Source organism: Paenibacillus sp. Soil724D2, assembly GCF_001427935.1.
Lineage (GTDB): Bacteria > Bacillota > Bacilli > Paenibacillales > NBRC-103111 > Paenibacillus_E.
This window is the reverse complement of the sequence record NZ_LMRY01000043.1, coordinates 17,071-39,424: the sequence shown is the minus strand read 5'-3', so window position 1 is coordinate 39,424 and position 22,354 is coordinate 17,071. Positions and strand designations below refer to the sequence as shown.

Sequence of the window (22,354 nt, the reverse complement as noted above, 5' to 3'; positions counted from 1 at the left end):
CTACAGCATTACAATCCATTGATTGATGAACGGGTAAAAGCAGAATGGAAGTTGCCGGAAAGCTGGAAACTGATTGCCCAAATGCCGTTCGGTAAACCGTCTGCCGCAGCAGGTGAAAAGAAATTTAATTCGGTACAAGAACGTATAAAAGTTTTTAAATAAACTTAACCTTGAGGCTGTCTCAATGACAGTCTCTTTGTTTAATAACATAATATCCCATTTTATTTAAATAAGGATATCCGCGCTAGCTTCGGCCAATTCCCGAAAACTCAGATAGTTGTAGCCTGAAGGCTTCTGGAACTGACCTTGAAATTTTCCCTTTTCCGAAGTTCACGATTCCATTCGTTCTGATCTAGCGATTTTAGAGCTATTGTAGCTAACGACAAGTTAATCTGCAAAACAAAAAAAGTGAAGGTGAAAAATATGGTGAAATATAAGGCTTGGACATTTCTGATCGTGGCTAATCTGTTTTGGGCCGGTAATATCATTTTTGGAAAATTGATTATAGCTGAATTTCCTGCTGAATGGACAGTCTTTCTAAGGTGGGTCGTCGGACTGATTCTTCTTATTCCCATTGCCCAATTTATTGAGAAGCCTTCATGGGGTCAAATATGGAGGAATAACTGGGTGTTGATCATTTTGCTAGCTGCTTTATCCATTGTGCTCTACACCTATCTCTCGTATGCTTCATTGCAGTTCACATCTGCAACGAACAGCGCTCTATTTACTACCCTTGCACCTGGCTTGATTATGCTCTTTTCGTTGATTTTCCTGAGAGAAAAAGTAAGTGCCTTTCAGGTCATTGGATTAATCACCTCGTTTATTGGTGTTCTGATTGTGTTGACGAAAGGCAACCTGTTGCAGTTGTTTCATACTCAGTATAACGAGGGCGATGCGATCATGCTGTTGGCCGTCTTATGTTGGACTGCTTATTCATTGCTTTTAAAAAAAGCAAAAGGCATTCCGCCTGTGACATTGGTTGCGATGATTGCGCTGGTCGGTGCTATTCTGATGATTCCTTTTTTATTTTTTCAGCCGATTCACTTCGACAAAATCACTTCTTTGGGGATCGTAGGGGTTATATACATGGGGGTATTCCCGTCAGTCGGTTCGTTTATCTTTTGGAATCAAGGAGTAAAGATACTAGGTGCGAGCAAGGCCGGCATAACGATGAATCTGATTCCTGTCTTTACAGCAATTATTTCGGTTATCTTGGGGCATGCTTTGGAGATGTCGCAGATGCTCGGGGGACTCATGACGATTGCCGGTATGTTATTGATTGCAATAAAACGGAAACAGGAATCACAGATTAGCGCTCCTGTCGCTCAACAGCTTGGCCTAAAGGAAACAATTTAAAATCCGTGTCCATCTTGCAATTACCAATTAAAGGCATATGGGCGTATCATGAACGATATTAAAGCTACTGGTGCTCAATTGATTGGCTAACAAACACTGGATCATCCATGCTTGCCGACGGTTTAAGTTAACGGCATGGACTATACGATGTCATTTACGAAGGAGATGAGACGGTTTGAAAAATAACTTCATCGAATACTGTCTAAACAAAAAAGGAGCGATTAAGGATTATCCCTTGGGATCCGATCCACTCGCGATAAAAATTGCAGGTAAAATATTCGCTCTTTTTTATGAGGAAAAAGGGTACTTGAACCTAAAATCCGATCCGGTGATTTCGCAAAACTTGAGAGAGCAGCATGAGGACGTTCGACCGGGGTATCATATGAACAAACAACACTGGAATACGATTATTCTCGAGGGTTCTTTGCCAGAGTCGGATATCTTTGCAATGATTGATCACTCTTACAATTTGATTGTTAAAAGCCTTCCTAAGAACGTCCGGGAGTCTATTTAGATTATGCATAGGCGATTACAAGTCTGAAGTGATACGCTTACAGGTTCTTATAGCCTTTCATATATAAAAACGACCGGAGGCGCACCCGCTTCCGGTTTTTATATACCCAAATTTGATATTGAAACCGGTCCCGCTCAAATTTCCTTTGATAAAACCGAATGAGGTGAGCTACGCTTGGACTTCCTTCATACCGGCATTGCTTGCGGGCATGATAAGCAGCTTTATGCCGATATTGCGTACGCACATTCATAAGAGAATATTGCGATGCGAGACGTTAATGCTGAGCCAGCTGAGCGGGAAGCTTCCGTGCGCCAGCAGCGCCCCGCCGACAATGATGAGTTTATTAAAAAGAACGACTGCAGTCTGCAGCCGCCCTTTGTTGAGGTTATTTGGATCGGGTTAGCATCGCGGCATCTAACTGAACAGACTTACGAGACGTTTTGATAACTCCATCCTTCACAAGCCCACTCATGACTCCACTGACGGCTTCCCGAGTTACACCAAGCATGTTGGCTATCTCTTGGTGCGTAAGAGGGAGATCGATTAAAGCAAAACCATCTACGATGATACCAAACTTTGAACTAAGCATCGTCAACAGATGAATCACCTGTTCGCGGAGACCATTAAATGCAATTTGTTCTAACTGTTCTTCTCTTTCCTTCAACCGTTCACTGACCGCTTTTAGAAATTTCAACGCCAGATTCGGTCTGCTTATCATAAGCCGGTCGAATTGTGCTTCGGATATTGAGCAAACCAGTGTTGGTTCTATGGCTTCAATGTAAACATCTTTAGTACCAAACGAGAAGGAATTGATTTCCCCAAATATGTTCCCATGAGTCAATATACCTAGAGTGAACTGTTTCCCACTGTCGTTTAATTTGTATACTTTAAGCTTGCCTTCTTTGACGAAAGAAAAACCTTTGAGAATGTTATCAGGTGTTTGAACCAATGCGTCTTTCTGTACCCAATTGAAATGGCGAATAGTATTTAGTAAATCAATTTCTTTCATTTCTTCACTGGTCATTTCTTCAAAAATGCTGATTTGAGATAAATACCATAATTTATTCATTTGGTTTTCCTCCATGTAACAATCCTCCATTTTAGGGAAAAGGTAACTCAATTTTATTGAAGTTTTTGTCCATACATCATGCTTTATAAGGATCATGATGTCAATGCATCTTATAAATTGAGCGAATTTCCTTCTGCCATCCAGGTTAAAATAAAGTTGACTGATAACATCTGTTTCTACATTACATTGTTCTGGCGTTATATACAATTTCAGGAGAACAGTAAACTACATCATGGAAGGTATCGGACTCGATCTTGCGGAGTACAACAATACCTCGAAATGGGTTTTGCCGGTTCCAGCTACATTCATGATTGATGAGAGCGCCATTATTCGCTCCCCCTATGTCAAATTGGGTGGTAAATTAAAATAGGAATGAACGAAATTTGTATTAAAGGAGATGCTCTCTCGAAGGATCTGGATCAATTAAAGCAGAAGCTTAGGCCAATGCAATATGAAGTGACCCAAAATAACGGCTCAGAACAGGCATTTAATAACAAATATTGGGATCATAAACAAAAAGGGATATATGTGGACATGGATGATATGCAGATTCGGGTGATAGAAAACAGTAATATCCCGAATACCAAAGAGCAGTTTATCTCCGTTTACGAGAATTTCACATGGACGCAAGAAGACCAGAAAGCATTCTTTACCGCTTTAAACAATCGCTCCAACCTGCACTGTTTGATTCTATGCACGGATTGGTGCCCGGACGTCATTGGTGCCCGGACGTCATCTGGANATTTTATCGCGGTTTTCAAATAGATTCCTTATGTCACTTCTCGTCCGCCGTTTACGCAAGAAGACCAGAAAGCATTCTTTACCGCTTTAAACAATCGCTCCAACCTGCACTGTTTGATTCTATGCACGGATTGGTGCCCGGACGTCATCTGGAACGTCCCCATACTGTTTCGAGTGATGGAGCAAAGCCGCATTTCCACTGAAGTGTTGCTCATGGAAAAGCATATGGGAACCATGGATCTCTTTCTCACGGATGGCGGGCGAGCGCAGCCGAGCGCGGTTTTCTTGAATGGGTCCGGAGATGTTCTAGGCAGATGGGGAGCGCGTCCAGCCTATATTCAGGCCGTGATGGATCGGTTTAAAAAGAACAATCCAGATAAACAGGAAGCCGGTTATAAGGGGAAGCCGGTTATAAGGAGAAATTGAACCAAACATATCGGGACACGTTTGCCTGGGTTAGATCACCGATCAGGCCGTTTTCTAAATAGCCGGTTACGCTCAGTTGAGCAGCTTGAGTCATCTTAAACATAAATTATGTTCTAGGCAGATGGGGAGCGCGTCCAGCCTATATTCAGGCCGTGATGGATCGGTTTAAAAAGAACAATCCAGATAAACAGGAAGCCGGTTATAAGCGCACAAGTTGATTAATCTCTTGCGTACTGAATATTTTTGAACCGTCTCTCGTTTTACCCATGATTCAATACCTCGCTCAATTCCTCTAGTTCGATTAAAACACAAATGACCCGCAAAAGGGGCACTTTTTATCAAAGTGTCCATCTTACGGGTCAATTTGCCCCGATTGTGACTATTTACTAAACAACCTGGCTGCATTATAATTCATTAGCTTGCGGGTGGTATCAGCTGTGCTGCTACTACCCCTTATTCCATTTTTTCTTTACCTGCGTGACTACGAACATAATTGGGATATATCCATAAATAAAATAAAGTCCGACGTCTGAATAAAACTCGTACATCCATCGATGTATACTACGGTCCTTCACAAAAGACTCTAATATCAGAATTCCGACTAGAAAAGCAATCAGGCTCGCACGTGGTTTGGTCTGAAAAACGCTTTTCATTCCACGGCATGCCGCCCATAAGCTTAAAGATATGCCTGATAAATTTTTTACCAACCACAATGAAATCGCTAGATATTCTACTCTCTGGAACACAGGTCCCTCGATAATCTTGAGCATATTAAGCGTTGGCCAAAAGATCTCGCGCAGCTGCCCTTCACTGAAAAACATAAACGTTATGATTATTATCATCAAATACATTAATGTAACAAAAAATACCATCAAATGTGCCCATTTTTGTGATTTTGCCGGTGATTTAATGAATGGGTAAAAGAGTAGAAGAGCTTCAAATCCCATGAATTGATATAGCATGCTTTTAGAAGAGAGTAATATATCCGTTATTGAATGGTTAAAAAGAGGCATCAAGTTTAACGGATGTGCATACCGCAAAACTGGCAAATTCTCTGGAATAATAAAAATAAGTGCCATTAGGAATCCCAAAAAACTTAGCCCGGTAACGGACCGAAACCCGCCGGATACGGTATAGTATATAAGCAACACCAAAATGGTGCTTAGGGGTAAAATTTTCATTGATGGAAACACCCAGACTTGAATAACTTCAATATTGGCTTTGAATTCAATATAAGCTCCGAAAAAAAAATAAAGAACGATTGCGAAATTGATTATGTTCCCTGCAATTTTCCCGAAACATGTAGTGTTGATTGCAGTTACATCTAGACCTTCTTGATTAGAACGTAAAATTTTATAAATCATCCATAAGATTAAATGAATGCTAATCCCTACAATAACAACAGAAATATAAGCATTATATCCGGCATGTTCGGCCAATTCTCGTTGGAAATTCAGAACTCCGACCCCGACCATACTGACATACATAAGAGGAACAATTAAGAAGGGAGATATTAAGTGTTTTTCGTCAACAGGATTTTTCATACGCGAAACACCTCACTAAACTGTACATCCAGATATCGTTCAAGCACTGCCAGTATTAGCAATTTTAACCTGAATACTTACTGTTGTTTTTATTACTTGATAAATTTTTTCAAAATCTTGGGCACTCCAATTCTTAGACTGACTTCTTACTAAGTCGCCCAAGCCGACTGGATCAACCTTATTTTCTTTCAATAGTGAAAGGAATTTTTCAATTTCTTTTTTAAAATAAGACTCCATCGTTTTTTCAAGCTGTGTAAGCTGCTCATCTGATCTTAAATCCACCCAATCCGGGACATTCTGAAGTTCCGTCACCAATTTCAATCGAATTGAAATAGAAGGGATTGGATTAGCTTTGTTCACAATATAGTTTGCCTTTGAATGCATGCTTCTCAATAAAATAAAATCTTCACCCTGTATGTTTGATGCTTTTCCTGCAAGTGGAACCATGTAGTTACCATTCTTCGAGTTCTGAATAAGCATTTTTAATAAGAAAGCGTCCTTCATGCTAATTTTGGTTATCATTCGATCACTTCTAAATAAAGCCAGACCATCGATTTTCACTTCTCCGTGACCGCGGCTTCCCGCAGCTCCTTCTCGCCCTATTTTAAAATACGGCAAAAACATGTCTCGTCCTTCACCATAATAATTAAACAAGGATACATGAAGGTTCATCAACGGTAAATTTCCGTTTCTCATGTTTTGCTCAATCATATCCGATAAAAAAAACGGTTCAGAGAATTTTTTGGTGATTTCCAACAGTTCCGAAGCGTCCCGATCCACGACTCCAAGCTGAAGCTTCGATGGAAATTTAGGATCGCGGAGAAAATGATGGATTACAGTCCCAGTCCCTTTTTCTGCATGCGTTTTTCCGAATAACACCATCCTTAGCTGTCCCCTTTCAATGGGATCATTTGTCCGCGTATTTAGTCGTGGCAGAGAAATATCAGTGTTGGATTCCGTATATAAAGCGTCAAGTTCTGTTTTTCCCTGTTCTTTAAAGTGAGAAATTAGAGCACCGATTTTTTTGCCATTCGCAACGGTATCAAAGCTAATTGCATGGACAAGACAAATCTCATTCACAATTTTTTGATCGGCACAAGCCGATAAAACTGCACACAAAATGATAATAGGAAAAATTTTCCTCCTATACATAATGGCCCTCTTTCCATAATTTATTCTTCATCTATGATATTTTTCCGTTTAACTGGTTTAGGCACATACTTAACTGAAGATTTTGGTCTTAAATGTTGAGGTCTTTTATTCAGAATTTGAAAAGATGAACGTATAAAACTGTCTTTAAAAGACATAATTCTGAAAGGAAAAATCGGAACAGCGTAAGGAGAGCCTAATGATTTTAAACGAATAATATGGATGAACAGAAAACCCACCCCGATAAATAAGCCAATTCCCCCCCATATCGCTGACAGAATGATGAAAGGAAAGCGTAAAAATCGTATCGTATTTGACATCTTATATATCGGTGTCGTAAATGAGGCTAAAGCCGATAGCGCGACAAGAATTAGTAAAATATTACTTGTTAAAGCTGCTGCGACCGCAGCTTGACCGATAACAATTCCTCCGACAATACCTAAGGTTTGTCCAATTTTTGTTGGTAATCTGGCCCCTGCTTCCCGAAGAAATTCAATGGTTATTTCTAAAAAAAGCACTTCAAAGAAGGGCGGAAATGGAACGTTTTGTCTGGAAAAAATAAGGGGACTAAGCAAATCTTTTGGAATGACTTCATAATGATATGTGGTTATCGCAACATACATTGACGTGCTAAACAGCGAAAAAATGACACCAAAGATTCGAATCAATCGAAAAAAAGAACCCAATATCCATGGCAAATAATAATCTTCCGGGGAAATAAAAAAATCAAACAATGTAGAGGGTCCTGTAACACAATAAGGTGATCCGTCGCAAATCACCGCGACTTGCCCGCTAATAAGTGAAAACACCACTCGTTCCCTGCGTTCCGTGGATACAAACAATGGAAATGGCGTCATAGAATTGTCTGACATTATTTGGTCCAGAATGGACGAATCAAACACGACATCGTAATCAATATCAGTAAGCCTTTGCTCAACAGTTTGAATATTCTGTTCATTTGTCAACCCATCGATATAAATGATTGCGACTTTTGTTTTTGAAGTTGTTCCAACGATTATTTCTTTTATAATCAAGTTTGGGAGATTGATTTGTTTTCTTAGCAAACCGATGTTTGTATCCAGGTCCTCTATGAAACCGACTTTAGGGCCGACGACGCTAAACTCGTTTTCCGTCTCATTGTTTTCTCGCAATCCATGATTGTCGGCTAAATTAACCAATGCACACTTTTGATCGTTTTCATGAAGTAGAACGATCGCATAACCTTTCAGCAGTTTGGATTGAATATTTGTTAATTCGTCGGTAATCTCTATATCATTAATGGGAAGCCAGGCCTTAATATCCTCAATTTCCTTGATTTCTGAATCCAATGAGCGATTTTGCAACACAAGAATCAAATGTTGCTGCATCCACTTCGCATCGATTAAGGTACTATAATAGAAAATACTCACTTCTTGTTTACCAAGTAAAATCGCTGTTGTCTTAAAGTCACTCGATTGTCTGGATAATTTTAATAATTGATCGAGGTTTTTAAATTCTGTTTTCATTGCGAAGAAATCCTTCCTGGCTAAAGTGTCCAAATGTTTCTATGGTAGCATGTTATTTTTTGTAAAAAACTCTTTTTTTATACATGGGTGGAATTACAAAAAATTTCGACTGATCAAGGACGGCGGGCATTGATCTGTACGTCGTCCAGTCCGGCCATTGGATGGGTACTGGCGGCGGCTACGGGAAAAAGCGTTGTGGTATCCAGTAACGGGATCAAGTCGCTGCGGACTGTTACAGCAAACTCATTGAAAAAAACGGATTCCCTTAGCGTACGGGAAATCCGGATTTTTGGGGGATATGGAAGCTTAGCGTACGTTTTCGCGTTATGTTGGCGTGACCCCTACTTGAAACGCAAATCAAGAAAAACCGAGAATTCAGGCTTTTTCTGCTTTGCGGCTTACAGTAAGTAAGCCTGCAGGTCGGATGGCCTTCGCTTACCCACAATTTCCTCAATCGGGCATCAATGAACCAAAAAGCGCAAGTTCTGAGGTGAATTCCCCTTTCGAACTTACGCTTTTTTTTCATGACTATGATCATGGACTGCTCATTTAAGCTGTTCCTACGTAGAATAAACTACTTATGGGACAGCCCCTTCTCACATCAGGCTTATGCCTGACGTGAGGTTGTCTCGGGCTCGGATTTGTATCAACTGCGGTAAGATTGTCGTCTTTAGGGGCGGCCAATATCGAAACGATCTTCATCGATCTGTCCGGCGTCGCGGGGATGGATCCTTCTGTGCTGCAGCATCTCTTGAAGCTGTAGCAACTTGGCGTTCAACTGCGGCGAAAATCGCAGAAGCAGCTCGATCAGCAGGTCCTCTACGAGGGTAAAGTCACTCGCGATCTCCGTCTGTCTCCATTTTCTGGTTCCCAATCAACTCCCTCTTCCAATCCATCTAACCGTTCATTGCCTGTATCCAATGTAGGCAGGAGTTTAGCCGAAGCGATTAGTAAAGAGGTGTCCGCAGCAGGCCGATGCTCGCATTCTTCCGTGTATATGAGGATGTTGTGAACAATCCCCCGTTCATAGGCGGGTGCCCCTTATATGCTGAGCAAGCTGGAAGGGGACAACAGATACATGAAAACGAATATGGTCAGTTTCTCTTCCTACCTGGAGCAATTTTGCTTGAAGATCCATTGAACTACGCCGGTTTTTTACTAAGTTGGAGGATTAGGGGGGCTCACAGCCCTCACCATTTTATCTGCTTAATTAGATGGATGATCTCTTCCTGTTCCTCTCCGCTAATCTGCCAAGTTCGGATTTCATTTATAATTTTCTCTAGATTGGTATAACCTTTAGCCAGACCGTTTAAGCGTGCAGCCAAGGTTGCGTTCGTCAGTTCTTCATCGGTTGGAATGATCGTTCTCAGTTTTTTAATCGCATCTGGATACCGTTTCAAATAATATTTCTGAAGTCGATCCTCGGCAGGATAAAACACGGTAAAGGGAGCAACCTCGGTGTCCAGTATTCCTTGTCCTCGTTCCTCGGTGGTTCTCTTGACCTCTCGGATTACATTGTTCTGTGTGGGGTCACGAAATAATATCAAAGATCTATACTGCTGGCCTTTGTAATCGTTTATATTCACTGGATTATGGTTGCTCCAGAACACATTCAATAGGGTCTCCAAACTTACGATACCAGAATCGAAATCCATATCGACCGTTTCGGTATGGTCTCCTAGTTGTCGGTAAGTCGGATGATCTGTAGTTCCTCCAGCAAAGCCTACACGCGTTCTTATTATTCCGGTTAATTGTCCGAACAAAGCGTCAGGGCTCCAGAAGCAACCCATACCCAATGTTAAAGTTTGTATTTTGCAATCACTCATCTTTGTCTCCTCCTTATTATCATATCATTGGGAGCTCGATAATAAGCAAGGTTGAAATTTCGAGGACCTTTGAATCAAGACACGACCAGCTCCCACTTCGCCTTTTCCGCCACTTGCCGGAAGCTTTGTTCAAGATTTTCACCCATCATATTAAATTGGCGGGCCAGTTCCCTGAATTCCTTCAAGCCCATGTCTACTACTCGCGTTTCGAGTTCCCCTTTCGCAATACGGGCGGATCTTCGCCTATCCGTTTTACGGAAGCCAATGCAGCCCTGTTCGTGCGCCCGCCCGCTCCAATTGTAGCTGAACCCAGCCATATAAGCTTCTCCCGTATCACCAGCATATATGGATATGTCAAGTCTTATCGTACGGCAAGATAATTATACATGTGATATCCAATTTAAAGCCTCGCTTCTTCAGACTTGTTCTTACCATAATCGATTATTCTGCTCACAAATGAATGATGCAAAAATCGTTACAGCTTTTTTAGCTCTCGCAAAATTTCATCCGGGCTTTGACGCTGCATGAAATTCGGATTGACATAAGCGGAGCGGATAATGGCACTCTCATCAATCATGAAAGTAGACGGAACCGGTAAAACCCATTTCGAGGTATTGTTGTACTCCGCAAGATCGACTTGAAATTCCAATTCTTCCTTTTCGTTTTTTTTCCATCGCTTCGTTTTGTGCCACGGAGATTTATGGTATGGGAACATTTTGGTTGATGATTTATGTTCAGGTATAATGGGAATTATCGACTTTAGTGATATGACTATAGGTGACCCTGCAAAAGATTTGGCAACGCAAGGTTATCTGGGAGTGGACTTTTATAATCAGATATCTTTTGGGAATTATCGACTTTAGTGATATGACTATAGGTGACCCTGCAAAAGATTTGGCAACGCAAGGTTATCTGGGAGTGGACTTTTATAATCAGATATTAAGTGAATATAAACATTCATTCCAAAAGACACGACCATTGAACATAGAGTGAAAAAACATCAAGGACTGCATGAATTAGTTGGATTACGTTACGCGATTAAACATGATATTTCCGAACTCGAAGATTCATTATCAAAAATAAGAACCGTAATATTTGCATCAAGTGACGGTTAGAGCACGATTGCCGAGATCACCCCTATTTTATCATCATGGTTTGTTTCGTTTATTAATAATGCTCTGAAGTTTATTTTCAATTGTTTTCGTACGCTCCCAATCATCATATTGTTCGGGAAACCGCAATAAAGAAGTCACAGTTGAATTTCGTTCAAGCAAAGTTGCTGTTTTCGTAACAACCCCCATCATAAATGGCCCCCACAATTAGGGCGAGAGCCATTGTTTATCAGATCATCCTTGTCATCGGTTCTTCGGAACGGTTACCGTCAATATTACTGTTTTCTCGTTACCTGCATAATCCGTAGCGACGTAAGTAATGGTGTATACCCGTCCTCCTCCGCTTCCGGATCGCTCAGCCCTCAAATCAAACATATAATCCGGTGTGTCAAAGTCTGCATTTTGAATATCCTGCGAGGTGTCTCCGTCTCCAAGACCATCATCCGGTTCGTTGGAGGTGATGGATTTTAAAACGATGGACTGAATACTAGAAATTGGGTCTAATGTGCCGTAAGTGTCGGCCGTTACGGTCACCATTTTATGATCAGCCGGCCACAGTTCGTTTTTATTTTGATTCATTTGCATTTCCGGTGCTGTCTTATCTACTTTCACGACTACACTCTTTAGCTCTTCCGTGTTTCCTGCTTCGTCCTTACTTTGATACTCTATCGTATTAGTTCCCTCAGCTGAAACGTTGATGACGCTATCATAAGTTTGCCATTGGCCGCCATTGATCCGATATTGAATTTTATGGATACCGGATAACGGATCCGACGCATTTAAGGTCAACTTTACATCCGAATGATACCATCCGTTTTCATTTGCTGGAGGTAATCCGGCTGTAGTGACCGGAGCAGTCTTATCTATGTTGATAGACAGGCTCTTCGGGGTTTCGGCATTTCCGGCCTTATCGACGCTCATATATTCCAAAATGTTAGTTCCTTCAGCTGAAACGGTAATCGGATTCGAGTACGGTTGCCACTGCCCGTCATTATTCCGGTATTTCGTGTTTTCGACACCGGATTGATCGTCAGTAGCGGTAAGCGTCACCGTTATATCCGTATTCTTCCAGTCAGAAGACGCATCATCGGTCGTAACCGGCGGAATATCATCCTGCGCTACTCCAGGCTGTTCATATACCTCAAATTCCCACAGTGAATATCCGTAAACGGAACCTCTTTGTAAACCCAGCATCCTTACATACCTTGCGCTGGTTGTCGAGAAAGAGATATCGTCTATTCCTCCATTGCCTATTTGGGTATTGTAGACGTCGGTCCAGTCAACAGCATTGTCGGAGACCTGTATCTTGTATTCTTTACCGAAAGCTGTCTCCCAGTTTAGTCTAACCCTACTCACTGGCTGGATTGTACCGAGGTCCGTATATATCCACTCATTGTCGGTGTAGTTAGAGCCCCACCTCGTATTTGTTTTACCATCGACTGCATTCCCGGCAACTAAAGAAGCCGTTTTGGATGAGCTGGCTGTAACCGGTCTGTCCAAGGCGAGGTTAATCCCGTAGGCATGAACATTTTCCAAACCGGCATTAATGGTCTTCATGATATTGACCATATCTGTATAGGGCTGATCCTGTTGGTTTACTAAGCCTATATTGAAATTCTCACCGTCTTTACGCCATGTAACCGCTTGATCGAAGTACGAAAACCAGCCTGAGCCAATAAACAACGGATGTGAAGTTTCGCTTTCCACGAAAGATTTGTAGGTCATACCTCTATCCGCAATACTAGCCACACTTGTAGCCCCATTTACGGGTGACAACCCACGCTGGGTAGTACTAAAAGTATATTCCAGATTCAATAATGGTTTTCCGAAAGCTTCATATCTGGAAATCCAACTTGGATCGTTCGTGTAATTGTCCACTGAAAATGCATCTACAAACGCCATTGCCGCCGAATCCCATTCCAGACTGGTCCGCCAGGTGGGAACTACGGACGAACCTAGGAACAGATGGTTTGTATCATGTCTTTTGATAATATTTTTGACCGTTGAGAAATAGGTTCTGGACGCCAGCTTGATATATTCCGATACATCCGCAGCAGGCACTTTGGTTATGTTGATCGAAATATTCTTTAACTCGTCAAACGATACCGCGCTCGTACCTAAAAGCTGGTTGACGGCAGTAATATCATTGTTGTACCTTGGTGCAAGAAAATTCACGAAAGCGCTTTTAGCCGCAGACGACGAATTATATGTCAGTACATCTTTTACAATATCGGTTGTCCATCCGGCCTCATTATCGTAAGTGTAACCGATTAGCCACGGGTCATTCTTCGCTTTATCAAGCTGAGGGGTCAATGCGGTCTCTATAATGGCTTCACTCTGCGGGTCAAAAACATCGTAAGTCCATTGAATCCTTTTTAAGCCGCCGGGGTCTTGCAGGACATTAATGTACGGAAAAGTTATATTTTGAGGTCTGGTCCACTTACTGAAAGCGTTAAAGCCCCAATCTATCAACCGCTTCTTTGTTATATCCTCCCACTTCGACTCGAAGTTGATGCCGTATTTTTTCATAATATTGGCGACAACGAAACTTACTCTTTCGCCATTGGAATCGTTTACATAGGCAGGAGCATAAGCGACTGGATCAGGAAGTTCCTCAAACACCCCTCTTGGGGTACCGTCAGCTTTTTTAAGCGCCGTCCCGTATCCCCACTCCCATATACTTGTGGCATCCACGCCTTTTAGAATAAATTTATTCCCGTCCGGAGAAATAAACCACCATTTGTTATCGATTTGCTGAAGTCTGAAATAACCGCTGCTTGTATAACCTCCTCCACTTTTAATCCCGCCGTACGGATCGAATTTTGCAAGATCAAGTGAAACATTTGACAGTGCATTCGCCTCATTCGTATATTCCTGCTGCAGCTGCTCGTCGGATGTTACCTTTCCAGGCCAGGTTTCATAAACCCACTGCCCGTACTTGTCTGCCATTAAGCCGTCTTTTTTCAGTTCGAGAGCCATTTGCCCCGCAGTAAGCGCAGGTCCGGGATTCACGCCTTCCTGTCCGGTCCTTTTATAAATTTGAACTTCGGTGAGGGGGATATGCTGAAAGGCATGAGGACGCTTAATATCGATGACAATAAATCTGGCCGTCTTGTTCGACATCGGTATGTTGACTGAATAATTCCAGGTTGAGCTTGGGCTCGTTGAGACTATTCCAGGTGTTCTGATGTGTTTGTCAGCAATATAATAATAATCCGTTACAGCCTCAGGGCGGTATTTTACAGTAAACTCTTTAAATCCCCAAGCCGAATTGGGTGAATTCAGCACGACGTTTATACGGTCAAGCGGGTAGTCCTTCAGCAGGTCAAATACCACTTGTATAGTTCCTGGGGCAGTCGCGCTCCCCGTCCATCCTGCATACGTTGTCGTTAATCCGTCAAGCAGCACGCCATTGGTTGAGGATACGAGCCCGGTTGCTCCTTTGTCTGGACTATTGCCTCCATTCGGGGCAACGCTAAAGTAATAATTTCCGGTTTTAAGCAAATTTTCTGCCAATAAGCTGTCTTTGTTCAGTTCGAGAGCCATTTGCTCCGCAGTAAGCGCAGATCCGGGATTCACGCCTTCCTGTCCGGTCCCTTTATAAATTTGAACTTCGGTGAGGGGGATATGCTGAAAGGCATGAGGACGCTTAATATCGATGATAATAAATCTGGCCGTTTTGTTCGACATCGGTATGTTGACCGAGTAGTTCCAATCTGAGCTTGGGCTCGTTGAGGTTATTCCTGGTGTTCTGGTGTGTTTGTCAGCAATATAGTAATACTCCGCAGCCTCCGGGCGGTATTTTACCGTAAGGTCATTAAATCCCCAAAACGAATTGGGTGAGTTCAGCACGACGTTTATACTGTCCAACGGGTAATCCTTCAACAGGTCAAATACGACCTGTACGCTCCCTGGGGTACCCGTGCCGCTCCCCATGAATCCGGCATACGTTGAGGTTGATCCGTCAAGCAGCACGCCATCAGCTGAGGATATCAATCCGGTTACTCCCTTGTCCGGAGAATTCCCCCCATTCGGGGCAACGCTGTAGTAATAATTACCGGTTTTAAGCAGAGTTCCTGCCCCATGAACATCTCCAGCAGGGATCAACGTTAATCCCATTATGAATGCCAAAATTAGTGTCAACAATTTACACATTTTTACCATTAAGTATCCGTCCTCTTTTCTTCTAAAAAGGTTTTAGATAAGCTACACTATGAAACGAGATAAACTAACTTCGAATGCATAGAGTTAGTCTTGCTACATATAGACCACCTACTCTCATTTTCATCTTAACTTCCTCAAAAATATAAGCGCTTACATTTATTGGGTTAAACCGGCCATTCATCGAAAATTCTCGATTTCTTGCACCGATTTAATACATGTTCGTCTAAACTACTCCTCTATCTTCTGTCCATTAGCGTCAAATTGCTTCACATACTCCACTAGCTCAGCGAAATTCACCCAAGAAATGCCCACCTTCTGGTCTGCAGCGCCATAAGACATAATCAGGTCATCTCCTGCAATAATTCCGCCTGTTGTAAACAAGCACGGCGTAGGATAATCGCTCGGCATCTCCCAAGCCTGCTGAGCGTACATTAAGCGCTCAGAGCATCGATGCGTCACAACCGGGAAGTCGTTATCCTGCTCGCGTACAATTAGAAAGGATTGTGTATACCCAAAATGGATATCCTTCTTACCATGATAAGAAACGAGCCATTCGTTAGCTGAAATCTTAAGCGGCGCCCAGCTTGCTCCGATCCGCTTGTCCTCCCAGTGGAATTGGCTGGTTGCCAGCAGCCGGTGGGTTACCCGGTCCGTTGCGAAGTCCTCTAATTTCTCCGCTGCTGCGAGGTAGATCGACGGTTGCTTGACTTCGGATCCTTGCGGGTATAAGGCAGGCGTCATCGGACGGTGAAGCATCACAAATTGCAGTCTCCCATCAATCCGCATTTTATCGGGGAAAAGGAAAACATCGCGGTTATCACTTACATGGCCTTCCGTCAATGGGCATACGTAGATAAAGGCTTCTTCATAGCGGCCTGCTTTCAGCATGTCTAAATCCAGCTTATACAGGACGGTTACGGTATTGTTAGTGCGAGCCGTAACGATGAATGCATCATCACCCTCATTCACCCATTTCGGCACATAGTCGTTGCGCGTATCAATTGAAGGCTCCTGATCAATGAGCCAATACGGTCCCGGCGGAAACATCCGGCATGCCACGGAAAGATACAGCTCCCCTTCCACTGGAAATATGCGCGGATCCTCGATGCAGCCGTTGGAATAATCGCGCACCCGATTACCGTGTATGTCTGTAATGTAGATGTCTTCGAACCCCTCATTCAGAGCAGGAGCAAGTGCTGGCCTGGAAAAATCGGCATCCCACGTCTTGCCTAGGTCGCTGCTTACTGCGTACCCCAGAAAGATCGGATATGGATTGTGCTTACCTTCCTTGCGCTTTTGAGACCATGGACCCGTAGCCCGAAAGAGCATATGCAGCTTATCGGAAGCCGGATCTTTTACAATAGCTGGGTTTAGCACCATTTTACTTGCCCACTCACAACCAGGAACCGGTTCGAGCACCGGCTGCGGGGAATATCGGAAATGCGGCTTCATGAAGATGTTCCTCCTGTTTTTGCGATTATAAGATCAGATATTCATTAAGAAGAAAGAGAGCCAGCCCTTAGACGTCATTTCTACACATCCTCTGTCATAAAAGAGACTTCATTATTTCGGAATAGCTGCTCAATTCGTTCCGGCTTCACAGGGATGGTGATGCTCATCTTCCGTCCTTGCTTCTTGCACCAGGCGTATAGTGAGCCATCGTTATATTCGCTGCTAGCTTGCAGTTCTTCCGGTTGCGCTGATAATGTAAATAAAAACACCCATGCTGCTTGGTTCCACTCATGGAAATTAAATTCTTTCCTCAGTCCTTCATAGATGATGTAATCGATGCCTAGGGTGCCTTCTTGCTCTGATCTCGTGATCGCAATACAGGGCACTCCCATGTCCGAAAAGGTAGACAACTGCTTGACCCGCAAAGTTTGACCACCGATGACAACTGCAGCATCGTAATCAAGCTTGTTGCCGGAGAAACAATCCACCCCCTCGATATAACCTCCAATTTCTATACGAATCCGAAGGTCCTCCGCTTCAAACACACCGTTAACAGGGTCCAGTACAGGGTGCCAATCCCCGAAATTCAAAGCCATATTGATTCCGAATATGATATCACTCCTATCCTGCACTCCCGTGAAGACAGCCGACGAAAAGTCCATGCCATCTTTCAAAAAACGCAGCTGTATATAGGCGGCCTTACCATGGTTATCCACATAAGCAATCAGATTCCGGCGCTGGTTCCACATCATGTCCTTTGAAAAAGAACCTAAACAATATGCTTCTTGCATGTACGTGGTGGCATAGCTCTGGTAGCCCATCTCCTCTTCGACGAATATTGGACAGCGGAGAACCCGTTCTTCTTCCAAGCTGAAATAAGGCAACAGTTCCTCGGGACAACGAATTGCTTGAGGGTTAGAATTGTTCTCAGATGCATCTCTTAGCAAACCGTACTCAAAGCTGCCCTCACTTAGCATAGGATAATAGGAGCGGCTATGAGGCCCCGCCCATTCCTTCGTACGCGGGTGGTAACGTTCAGCTATCATTTTCCATGCGACGTGAAGCAGCTGCTCTGTTAACTTGATGGAAATGGAGTCCTTGGTCTCCTCATGAATATGGTGAAGCTCCTCAATCGTAATCGGCGTATAGCAGGGACTATTAAATTCGACAAAGGTGCCTAGACTCATGGTGTAATCATAAAGCCGCAGCAGTCGATTCCGGCCATATTGTACAAATGTCTCTTGTCTAGTGACCTCGCCGCCAACGAGTGTAACGAAAGCCCCCATGGCCGCTATATTGGTATAGCTAGGGCTGACATCCCGTTTCATGATGGCTTGGCAAGCATTCCCTATTGCTTCTGACAATCCTTGTCTGAGCACTTCGCTTAAGCGATCCCCATGGTGCTTCAGCACTAAGACCAACTTCTTGCCGATGAAATCGGCATAGTTCCAATCCGGAGCTTCCATCTGGTCCAAGTGCTCCTCATAATAATAGGACCAAATACCATAGGTAGGACTATCCTGACGCTTATCCTGTAATTGCAAGATGACCGATAATATTTCGGTTGCCCGTTCCGTATAATGAGGCAGCGAACTGTCCAACAAATCTAACGCATATATAACAGACAAGTAGGTGCTGTGCACAAAAGGATAAGAATCCTTTTTAAGAGCTGTATGGTAGGTTTTCGTAATCGGTCCATACTGCAGTTTCACTGCGGAATTGTATGAAGCTTCCCGTTCCGAAAGACTTGCTATTAGATGCTCCTTATTGCTGTGAGCCGACATAAGTTATCCTCCACAGTTTAAAATGTGAGTGGTTACGACTATCCCTTAACCGCACCAATCGTCATACCCTTGATGAAATAACGCTGCAGGAATGGGTATAAGAATATGATCGGTCCAATCGTGATGCATACCGTCGAAAGCTGAACGCCTGCCGCTGAAACCGGAATATTTACATTCGTATTTAAATAATCTAAATTCTGCGCATTGGACACAACTCTTCTTAACATCATCTGCAGCGGGTGATTATGCGGATCGTCAATAAACATCAGGGCATTGAACCAGTCATTCCAATAGGAAAGCGCATAGAACAGCGTGATCGTTGCAATCACAGGCATGGAAATAGGCCAGATGATACGGAAAAAGATATACAGCTCATGCGCTCCATCCATGGTCGCCGCCTCATTTAATTCAAATGGAAGCGTTCGAAAATAGGATGTCATTAAGAATGCGTTGAATGCGGAGAACAATTGTGGCAAGATCAGCGCTAATAACGAGTCCCGCAAGTTCAGCCAGTTGGAGATGAGCAAATAATAGCCTACTAGACCAGGCGCAAAAAGCATCGTGAAATAAATGTAAAAGGAAAGGAAATTCCGATACTTCACCTTCAGATGAGCTGTAACATAAGCGAACATGGAAGTCATGAGCACTGCCCCGACGGTACCGACCACAGTAACGAATATGGAAACAAAGCCGCTTCGGTACACCTGACTGCCCTTAAATAAGAAACGATAGGAATCAAGCGTAAATTCCGTAGGGAACATTTGAAAGCCTTTAACAATCTGATGCTCCGCTGTGAACGATCCGATATATACAAGCCAGAAAGGAATAAGGCAAATAAGGGCAAAAAAACCTATGAATACATATGCTACGGCGGACACAGTCCATTGGGATGCATCTCGTTGTTTCAATATCATACTAAAGCCCCTCTCTAGAATAACTTGGAGTCATTATCAACTCGGCGGACAATCCAATTGAAGAAAAGAATGGTGATAAAACCCATGGCCGACTGGAATAATGCGATTGCCGCCGCATTGCTGTAGCTGTTCATATTCGAGAAATCCCTCAAGGATCGGTACGTATAAGTATCGATGACATCTGTAGCCTTGTAGAGCAGAGAATTGTCTCCAATAATTCCATAAATCAAGCCAAAATCACCGTAGAAGATCCGTCCCAAAGCGAGAAGCGTCAGTACGATAATGGTCGGCCGCAACAACGGCAGAGTAATGTGCCAGATCTGCTGCCAGCGCTTGGCGCCGTCAATTCTTGCGCTTTCATAATATTCTTCTGAGAAGCCGGTTATCGTCGCAAGATATATAATCGAACCCCAACCGGCTCCCTTCCATACGAATATAATGGTCAAAAGCATAGGCCAGACCGATGTTGTCTGAAACCAATCGACCGTCTGAAAGCCGGCATCCTTCAGCAGCTGATTAATCATGCCGTCCTGCCCGTTAAAGAAATTCAAGACCATCAGATTAACAACGATAATGGAAATAAAATGCGGCAAAATCACAAGTGATTGGGTTAACTTCTTGAAAAACACTTGTCTAATTTCATTCAGCAGCAGAGCAATTAATAAAGAGCTCACGGTGCCTGCCGTAATGAACAAAAGATTCAAAAATACAGTATTTAATGTAACCGCCAACCAATCAGGTCCTGTGAAAAAAAATGTAAGATTGTCAAATCCCACCCATCGGCTTCCCCAAATCCCCTTAGCAGGTATAAACTGTTTAAAGGCCAATAGATGTGCAGACATTGGCAAATAAGAAAATATAAATACGTACACAATTACAGGAAGCGCCATAGCATATAGCCATATGTTCTTCCTGAGTTCTCGTATAATACTCATGTTCATGCTCACCTTTCCTTTCGTATGTGTTTGTATCTTACCCATTCGTGGAGCTGGCGTATAGTCTTGCTTTTATCAATGAGTTTGAACTATAACAGCCCATAGAGGTTTGAATTTTATCACACACGAAAGTCCGGAGTTTACCAATATGAAAAGCCGGCGAACCTAGAATCTAGGTCGCCGGCTTTTATAACGGTTTACTTCTTTTTACTGGCCAGGTACGCATCCAGCTGTTTTTGATACTCAACTTGGACTTTCTTGACATTAGCATATGCTTTATCCTTATACTTCGCTAAACCATCTTTCGGTTCCACCAGACCCATAACTATCGGATCATACAACTCTTTACCCACAGTGCTCAATTGTGCAATTTCATTGGATACCGGGCTTGGATCGAAAGTAAATCCGGCAAGAATATCCGCTGTAAAATTATTGGGATCCCGCTGCCACTTGTTCAGCTTGATCACATCTTCCGGCAAGCTGGCATCGATGCGATCTAGCTTGGAGTTCCAACCCCATGCGAAAGGAATGCCTGAATAAGGGCTTTCTTTGATGGGTTTAAAAAGGCCTTCGCCCGAATCTTCCCAGTTTTTACCCTTTATTCCGTAGGCAAGCAAGTCGTAATTATCCTTCTGGTTTAACCAATTGACGAATTGAATGGCGCGTTCTTTGTTTTTGCTGACCACGGGGACGGCAATGAAATTTCCTGCTTTGAACGTTGAGGCCAGCTTCATGCTGGGATCATAGAAGCTGAATGCTTCTGCGGTGGCTCCCGGAACTGACTTTTCCAGAGAAGTTCGGGTACTAAGAGCTACACCGAAATCATTGAAGGTTGATACAGCTGCTTTTCCTTTAGCAAATTCCGCATTTTTAAGAATGAGGGCATCTTTGGCAAGAATCCCATCCTGATAGAACTTGTAATTTTGTTCAAAATTTTTCATGATCATAGGATCCATATTATCAAAGATATTATAGGCCTTTCCATCATTGCCTTTGGTATACAGTCCAGGATAATTCGATATAGCGGCAAGATTGGCTTTCGGATCCAGCATACTTGCCATCTTCAAACCAGTATGTTCGGTGCCGTTCGGAATGTACGGGGTGATCTCCGGAGCCTTCTCTTTCACAGCATACATAAATTTGACCAGATCATCGTAGCTCTTGATCGGAGCAATGCCTAGCTTCTCCCGGATGTCCTTGCGTATAACAAACGTCCACGGACGAATGAAATTCACTTCAAGCGGTACTGCGTACAATTTACCATTCACTTTGTTGGCTTCTAGCAGTTGCGCAGAGCGGTTGCTCTTAATCTCAGGTCCATACTTATCAATGATTGAATCTAATGGTTCGTAGAGCCCAGCAGCAATATTTTGATACGGATTATTATCCCAGATCAGATCGTAATCTTCCGCGGAGGATAATGCGACTTGGCGTTTCTGAAGGACATCTGCCCATGGAATAAACACCACGTTCAGCTTCACATTAAGTGAATCGGCAAGACGATTCTCCATCTCTCCCTTCACTTCACTCCAATTGGCCGGCGGATCTCCCGGGAACATGATTTTCAGTTTAACCGGATCTAATTTGGCCACCGTGGAAGCTGCCGGTTTGGTGGTTTCAGAAGTTGCCGTCTCCTTCGAACCGCAGGCGGCCAATGTTCCTGCCAGTATTAACGATGTCACCATTAATAAGATACCTTTACTTCTTGACTTCACTTTTAACCCCTCCTGTTTTATGATCAACCGAGCAATGATATAACCATGGTTCGCATTTTGGTTTCGTGTATCCGGTGTGCTCGGTTCGTACTAGATCATACCCGGATTGCTCAGCTTCCGTACAGTCCGGTATCTATCAATCGGTATG

The 22,354-nt window shown here is 43.1% G+C and carries 19 protein-coding genes and 2 pseudogenes; 7 read left to right on the top strand and 14 right to left on the bottom strand.

Annotated features, from left to right (window positions below; genetic code table 11):
- From ASG85_RS38655 to ASG85_RS26895, 3 genes and pseudogenes are all read left to right on the top strand, one after another.
- Positions 1 to 162: pseudogene (locus ASG85_RS38655) on the top strand (nitroreductase); the annotation flags it as partial.
- 261 nt (positions 163 to 423) lie between these two features.
- Positions 424 to 1,356 (top strand): DMT family transporter, encoded by a 933-nt coding sequence (locus tag ASG85_RS26900; RefSeq protein WP_063860393.1) that lies wholly within the window; start codon positions 424 to 426, stop codon positions 1,354 to 1,356.
- A 175-nt stretch (positions 1,357 to 1,531) separates the two neighbouring features.
- Positions 1,532 to 1,870, top strand: a complete 339-nt coding sequence (locus ASG85_RS26895; protein WP_057304543.1) for an MmcQ/YjbR family DNA-binding protein — start codon at positions 1,532 to 1,534, stop codon at positions 1,868 to 1,870.
- A gap of 385 nt (positions 1,871 to 2,255) precedes the next feature.
- Here ASG85_RS26895 and ASG85_RS26890 read toward each other — a convergent pair whose 3' ends face one another.
- Entirely contained in the window at positions 2,256 to 2,939 is a 684-nt protein-coding gene (locus ASG85_RS26890) for a Crp/Fnr family transcriptional regulator (RefSeq protein ID WP_063860398.1), read from the bottom strand.
- 372 nt (positions 2,940 to 3,311) lie between these two features.
- Between ASG85_RS26890 and ASG85_RS38215 the strand changes: the two are divergent.
- Positions 3,312 to 3,680 (top strand): annotated as a pseudogene (locus tag ASG85_RS38215) (peptide-methionine (R)-S-oxide reductase); the annotation flags it as partial.
- Positions 3,681 to 3,704: 24 nt separating this feature from the next.
- Complete coding sequence (locus ASG85_RS26880) at positions 3,705 to 4,106, top strand: thioredoxin family protein (protein WP_082588245.1); 402 nt, start codon at positions 3,705 to 3,707, stop codon at positions 4,104 to 4,106.
- Positions 4,107 to 4,552: 446 nt separating this feature from the next.
- Here the strand turns inward: ASG85_RS26880 and ASG85_RS26875 are convergent, their stop codons facing one another.
- From ASG85_RS26875 to ASG85_RS26865, 3 genes are read right to left on the bottom strand one after another with little or no spacing between them, the layout of a single operon-like run.
- Entirely contained in the window at positions 4,553 to 5,650 is a 1,098-nt protein-coding gene (locus ASG85_RS26875) for a GerAB/ArcD/ProY family transporter (protein WP_060648275.1), read from the bottom strand.
- A gap of 39 nt (positions 5,651 to 5,689) precedes the next feature.
- Positions 5,690 to 6,802 carry a Ger(x)C family spore germination protein gene (locus tag ASG85_RS26870; protein ID WP_057304548.1) on the bottom strand — a complete coding sequence of 371 codons (1,113 nt, stop codon included), beginning with the start codon at positions 6,800 to 6,802 and terminating at the stop codon, positions 5,690 to 5,692.
- Between the two features lie 20 nt (positions 6,803 to 6,822).
- Positions 6,823 to 8,304, bottom strand: a complete 1,482-nt coding sequence (locus ASG85_RS26865) for a spore germination protein (RefSeq protein WP_060648274.1) — start codon at positions 8,302 to 8,304, stop codon at positions 6,823 to 6,825.
- 129 nt (positions 8,305 to 8,433) lie between these two features.
- On the opposite strand from ASG85_RS26865, the gene ASG85_RS38210 reads away from it, so the two are divergent.
- A complete protein-coding gene (locus ASG85_RS38210; protein WP_156390072.1) occupies positions 8,434 to 8,715 on the top strand; it encodes a hypothetical protein in 282 nt (93 codons plus the stop codon).
- Positions 8,716 to 8,974: 259 nt separating this feature from the next.
- Here the strand turns inward: ASG85_RS38210 and ASG85_RS26860 are convergent, their stop codons facing one another.
- From ASG85_RS26860 to ASG85_RS37285, 4 genes are all read right to left on the bottom strand, one after another.
- Entirely contained in the window at positions 8,975 to 9,178 is a 204-nt protein-coding gene (locus tag ASG85_RS26860) for a hypothetical protein (RefSeq protein WP_060648273.1), read from the bottom strand.
- A 316-nt stretch (positions 9,179 to 9,494) separates the two neighbouring features.
- Positions 9,495 to 10,130: a peptide-methionine (S)-S-oxide reductase MsrA gene (locus ASG85_RS26855; RefSeq protein WP_060648272.1), complete on the bottom strand. Its 636-nt coding sequence runs from the start codon at positions 10,128 to 10,130 to the stop codon at positions 9,495 to 9,497.
- A gap of 74 nt (positions 10,131 to 10,204) precedes the next feature.
- Positions 10,205 to 10,447 carry a HAMP domain-containing protein gene (locus ASG85_RS26850; protein ID WP_060648271.1) on the bottom strand — a complete coding sequence of 81 codons (243 nt, stop codon included), beginning with the start codon at positions 10,445 to 10,447 and terminating at the stop codon, positions 10,205 to 10,207.
- Positions 10,448 to 10,605: 158 nt separating this feature from the next.
- Positions 10,606 to 10,779, bottom strand: a complete 174-nt coding sequence (locus ASG85_RS37285) for a hypothetical protein (RefSeq protein WP_200961710.1) — start codon at positions 10,777 to 10,779, stop codon at positions 10,606 to 10,608.
- A 34-nt stretch (positions 10,780 to 10,813) separates the two neighbouring features.
- On the opposite strand from ASG85_RS37285, the gene ASG85_RS37280 reads away from it, so the two are divergent.
- On the top strand, positions 10,814 to 10,993 hold the full coding sequence (locus ASG85_RS37280) for a phosphotransferase family protein (protein ID WP_082588244.1): 180 nt from the start codon (positions 10,814 to 10,816) through the stop codon (positions 10,991 to 10,993).
- A 492-nt stretch (positions 10,994 to 11,485) separates the two neighbouring features.
- Here ASG85_RS37280 and ASG85_RS26845 read toward each other — a convergent pair whose 3' ends face one another.
- From ASG85_RS26845 to ASG85_RS26820, 6 genes are all read right to left on the bottom strand, one after another.
- Entirely contained in the window at positions 11,486 to 15,406 is a 3,921-nt protein-coding gene (locus ASG85_RS26845) for an OmpL47-type beta-barrel domain-containing protein (RefSeq protein ID WP_060648270.1), read from the bottom strand.
- Between the two features lie 228 nt (positions 15,407 to 15,634).
- Positions 15,635 to 16,858: a hypothetical protein gene (locus tag ASG85_RS26840; protein WP_060648269.1), complete on the bottom strand. Its 1,224-nt coding sequence runs from the start codon at positions 16,856 to 16,858 to the stop codon at positions 15,635 to 15,637.
- 80 nt (positions 16,859 to 16,938) lie between these two features.
- The gene (locus ASG85_RS26835) at positions 16,939 to 18,642 is read right to left on the bottom strand and encodes a hypothetical protein (protein WP_060648268.1); all 1,704 of its coding nucleotides are present in this window, start codon (positions 18,640 to 18,642) and stop codon (positions 16,939 to 16,941) included.
- A 38-nt stretch (positions 18,643 to 18,680) separates the two neighbouring features.
- Positions 18,681 to 19,556: a carbohydrate ABC transporter permease gene (locus ASG85_RS26830; RefSeq protein ID WP_057304556.1), complete on the bottom strand. Its 876-nt coding sequence runs from the start codon at positions 19,554 to 19,556 to the stop codon at positions 18,681 to 18,683.
- 14 nt (positions 19,557 to 19,570) lie between these two features.
- Positions 19,571 to 20,491, bottom strand: a complete 921-nt coding sequence (locus ASG85_RS26825) for an ABC transporter permease (protein ID WP_060648267.1) — start codon at positions 20,489 to 20,491, stop codon at positions 19,571 to 19,573.
- A gap of 197 nt (positions 20,492 to 20,688) precedes the next feature.
- The gene (locus ASG85_RS26820; protein ID WP_235549299.1) at positions 20,689 to 22,206 is read right to left on the bottom strand and encodes a DUF3502 domain-containing protein; all 1,518 of its coding nucleotides are present in this window, start codon (positions 22,204 to 22,206) and stop codon (positions 20,689 to 20,691) included.
- Positions 22,207 to 22,354: the final 148 nt, after the last annotated feature.

Coding starts and splice junctions, on each gene's coding strand:
- ASG85_RS26845 (WP_060648270.1), bottom strand. CDS start 15,406: ATGGTAAAAATGTGTAAATTGTTGACACTAATTTTGGCATTCATAATG.
- ASG85_RS26870 (WP_057304548.1), bottom strand. CDS start 6,802: ATGTATAGGAGGAAAATTTTTCCTATTATCATTTTGTGTGCAGTTTTA.
- ASG85_RS26865 (WP_060648274.1), bottom strand. CDS start 8,304: ATGAAAACAGAATTTAAAAACCTCGATCAATTATTAAAATTATCCAGA.
- ASG85_RS26855 (WP_060648272.1), bottom strand. CDS start 10,130: ATGAGTGATTGCAAAATACAAACTTTAACATTGGGTATGGGTTGCTTC.
- ASG85_RS26835 (WP_060648268.1), bottom strand. CDS start 18,642: ATGTCGGCTCACAGCAATAAGGAGCATCTAATAGCAAGTCTTTCGGAA.
- ASG85_RS26840 (WP_060648269.1), bottom strand. CDS start 16,858: ATGAAGCCGCATTTCCGATATTCCCCGCAGCCGGTGCTCGAACCGGTT.
- ASG85_RS26825 (WP_060648267.1), bottom strand. CDS start 20,491: ATGAGTATTATACGAGAACTCAGGAAGAACATATGGCTATATGCTATG.
- ASG85_RS26890 (WP_063860398.1), bottom strand. CDS start 2,939: ATGAATAAATTATGGTATTTATCTCAAATCAGCATTTTTGAAGAAATG.
- ASG85_RS26850 (WP_060648271.1), bottom strand. CDS start 10,447: ATGGCTGGGTTCAGCTACAATTGGAGCGGGCGGGCGCACGAACAGGGC.
- ASG85_RS26875 (WP_060648275.1), bottom strand. CDS start 5,650: ATGAAAAATCCTGTTGACGAAAAACACTTAATATCTCCCTTCTTAATT.
- ASG85_RS26900 (WP_063860393.1), top strand. CDS start 424: ATGGTGAAATATAAGGCTTGGACATTTCTGATCGTGGCTAATCTGTTT.
- ASG85_RS26830 (WP_057304556.1), bottom strand. CDS start 19,556: ATGATATTGAAACAACGAGATGCATCCCAATGGACTGTGTCCGCCGTA.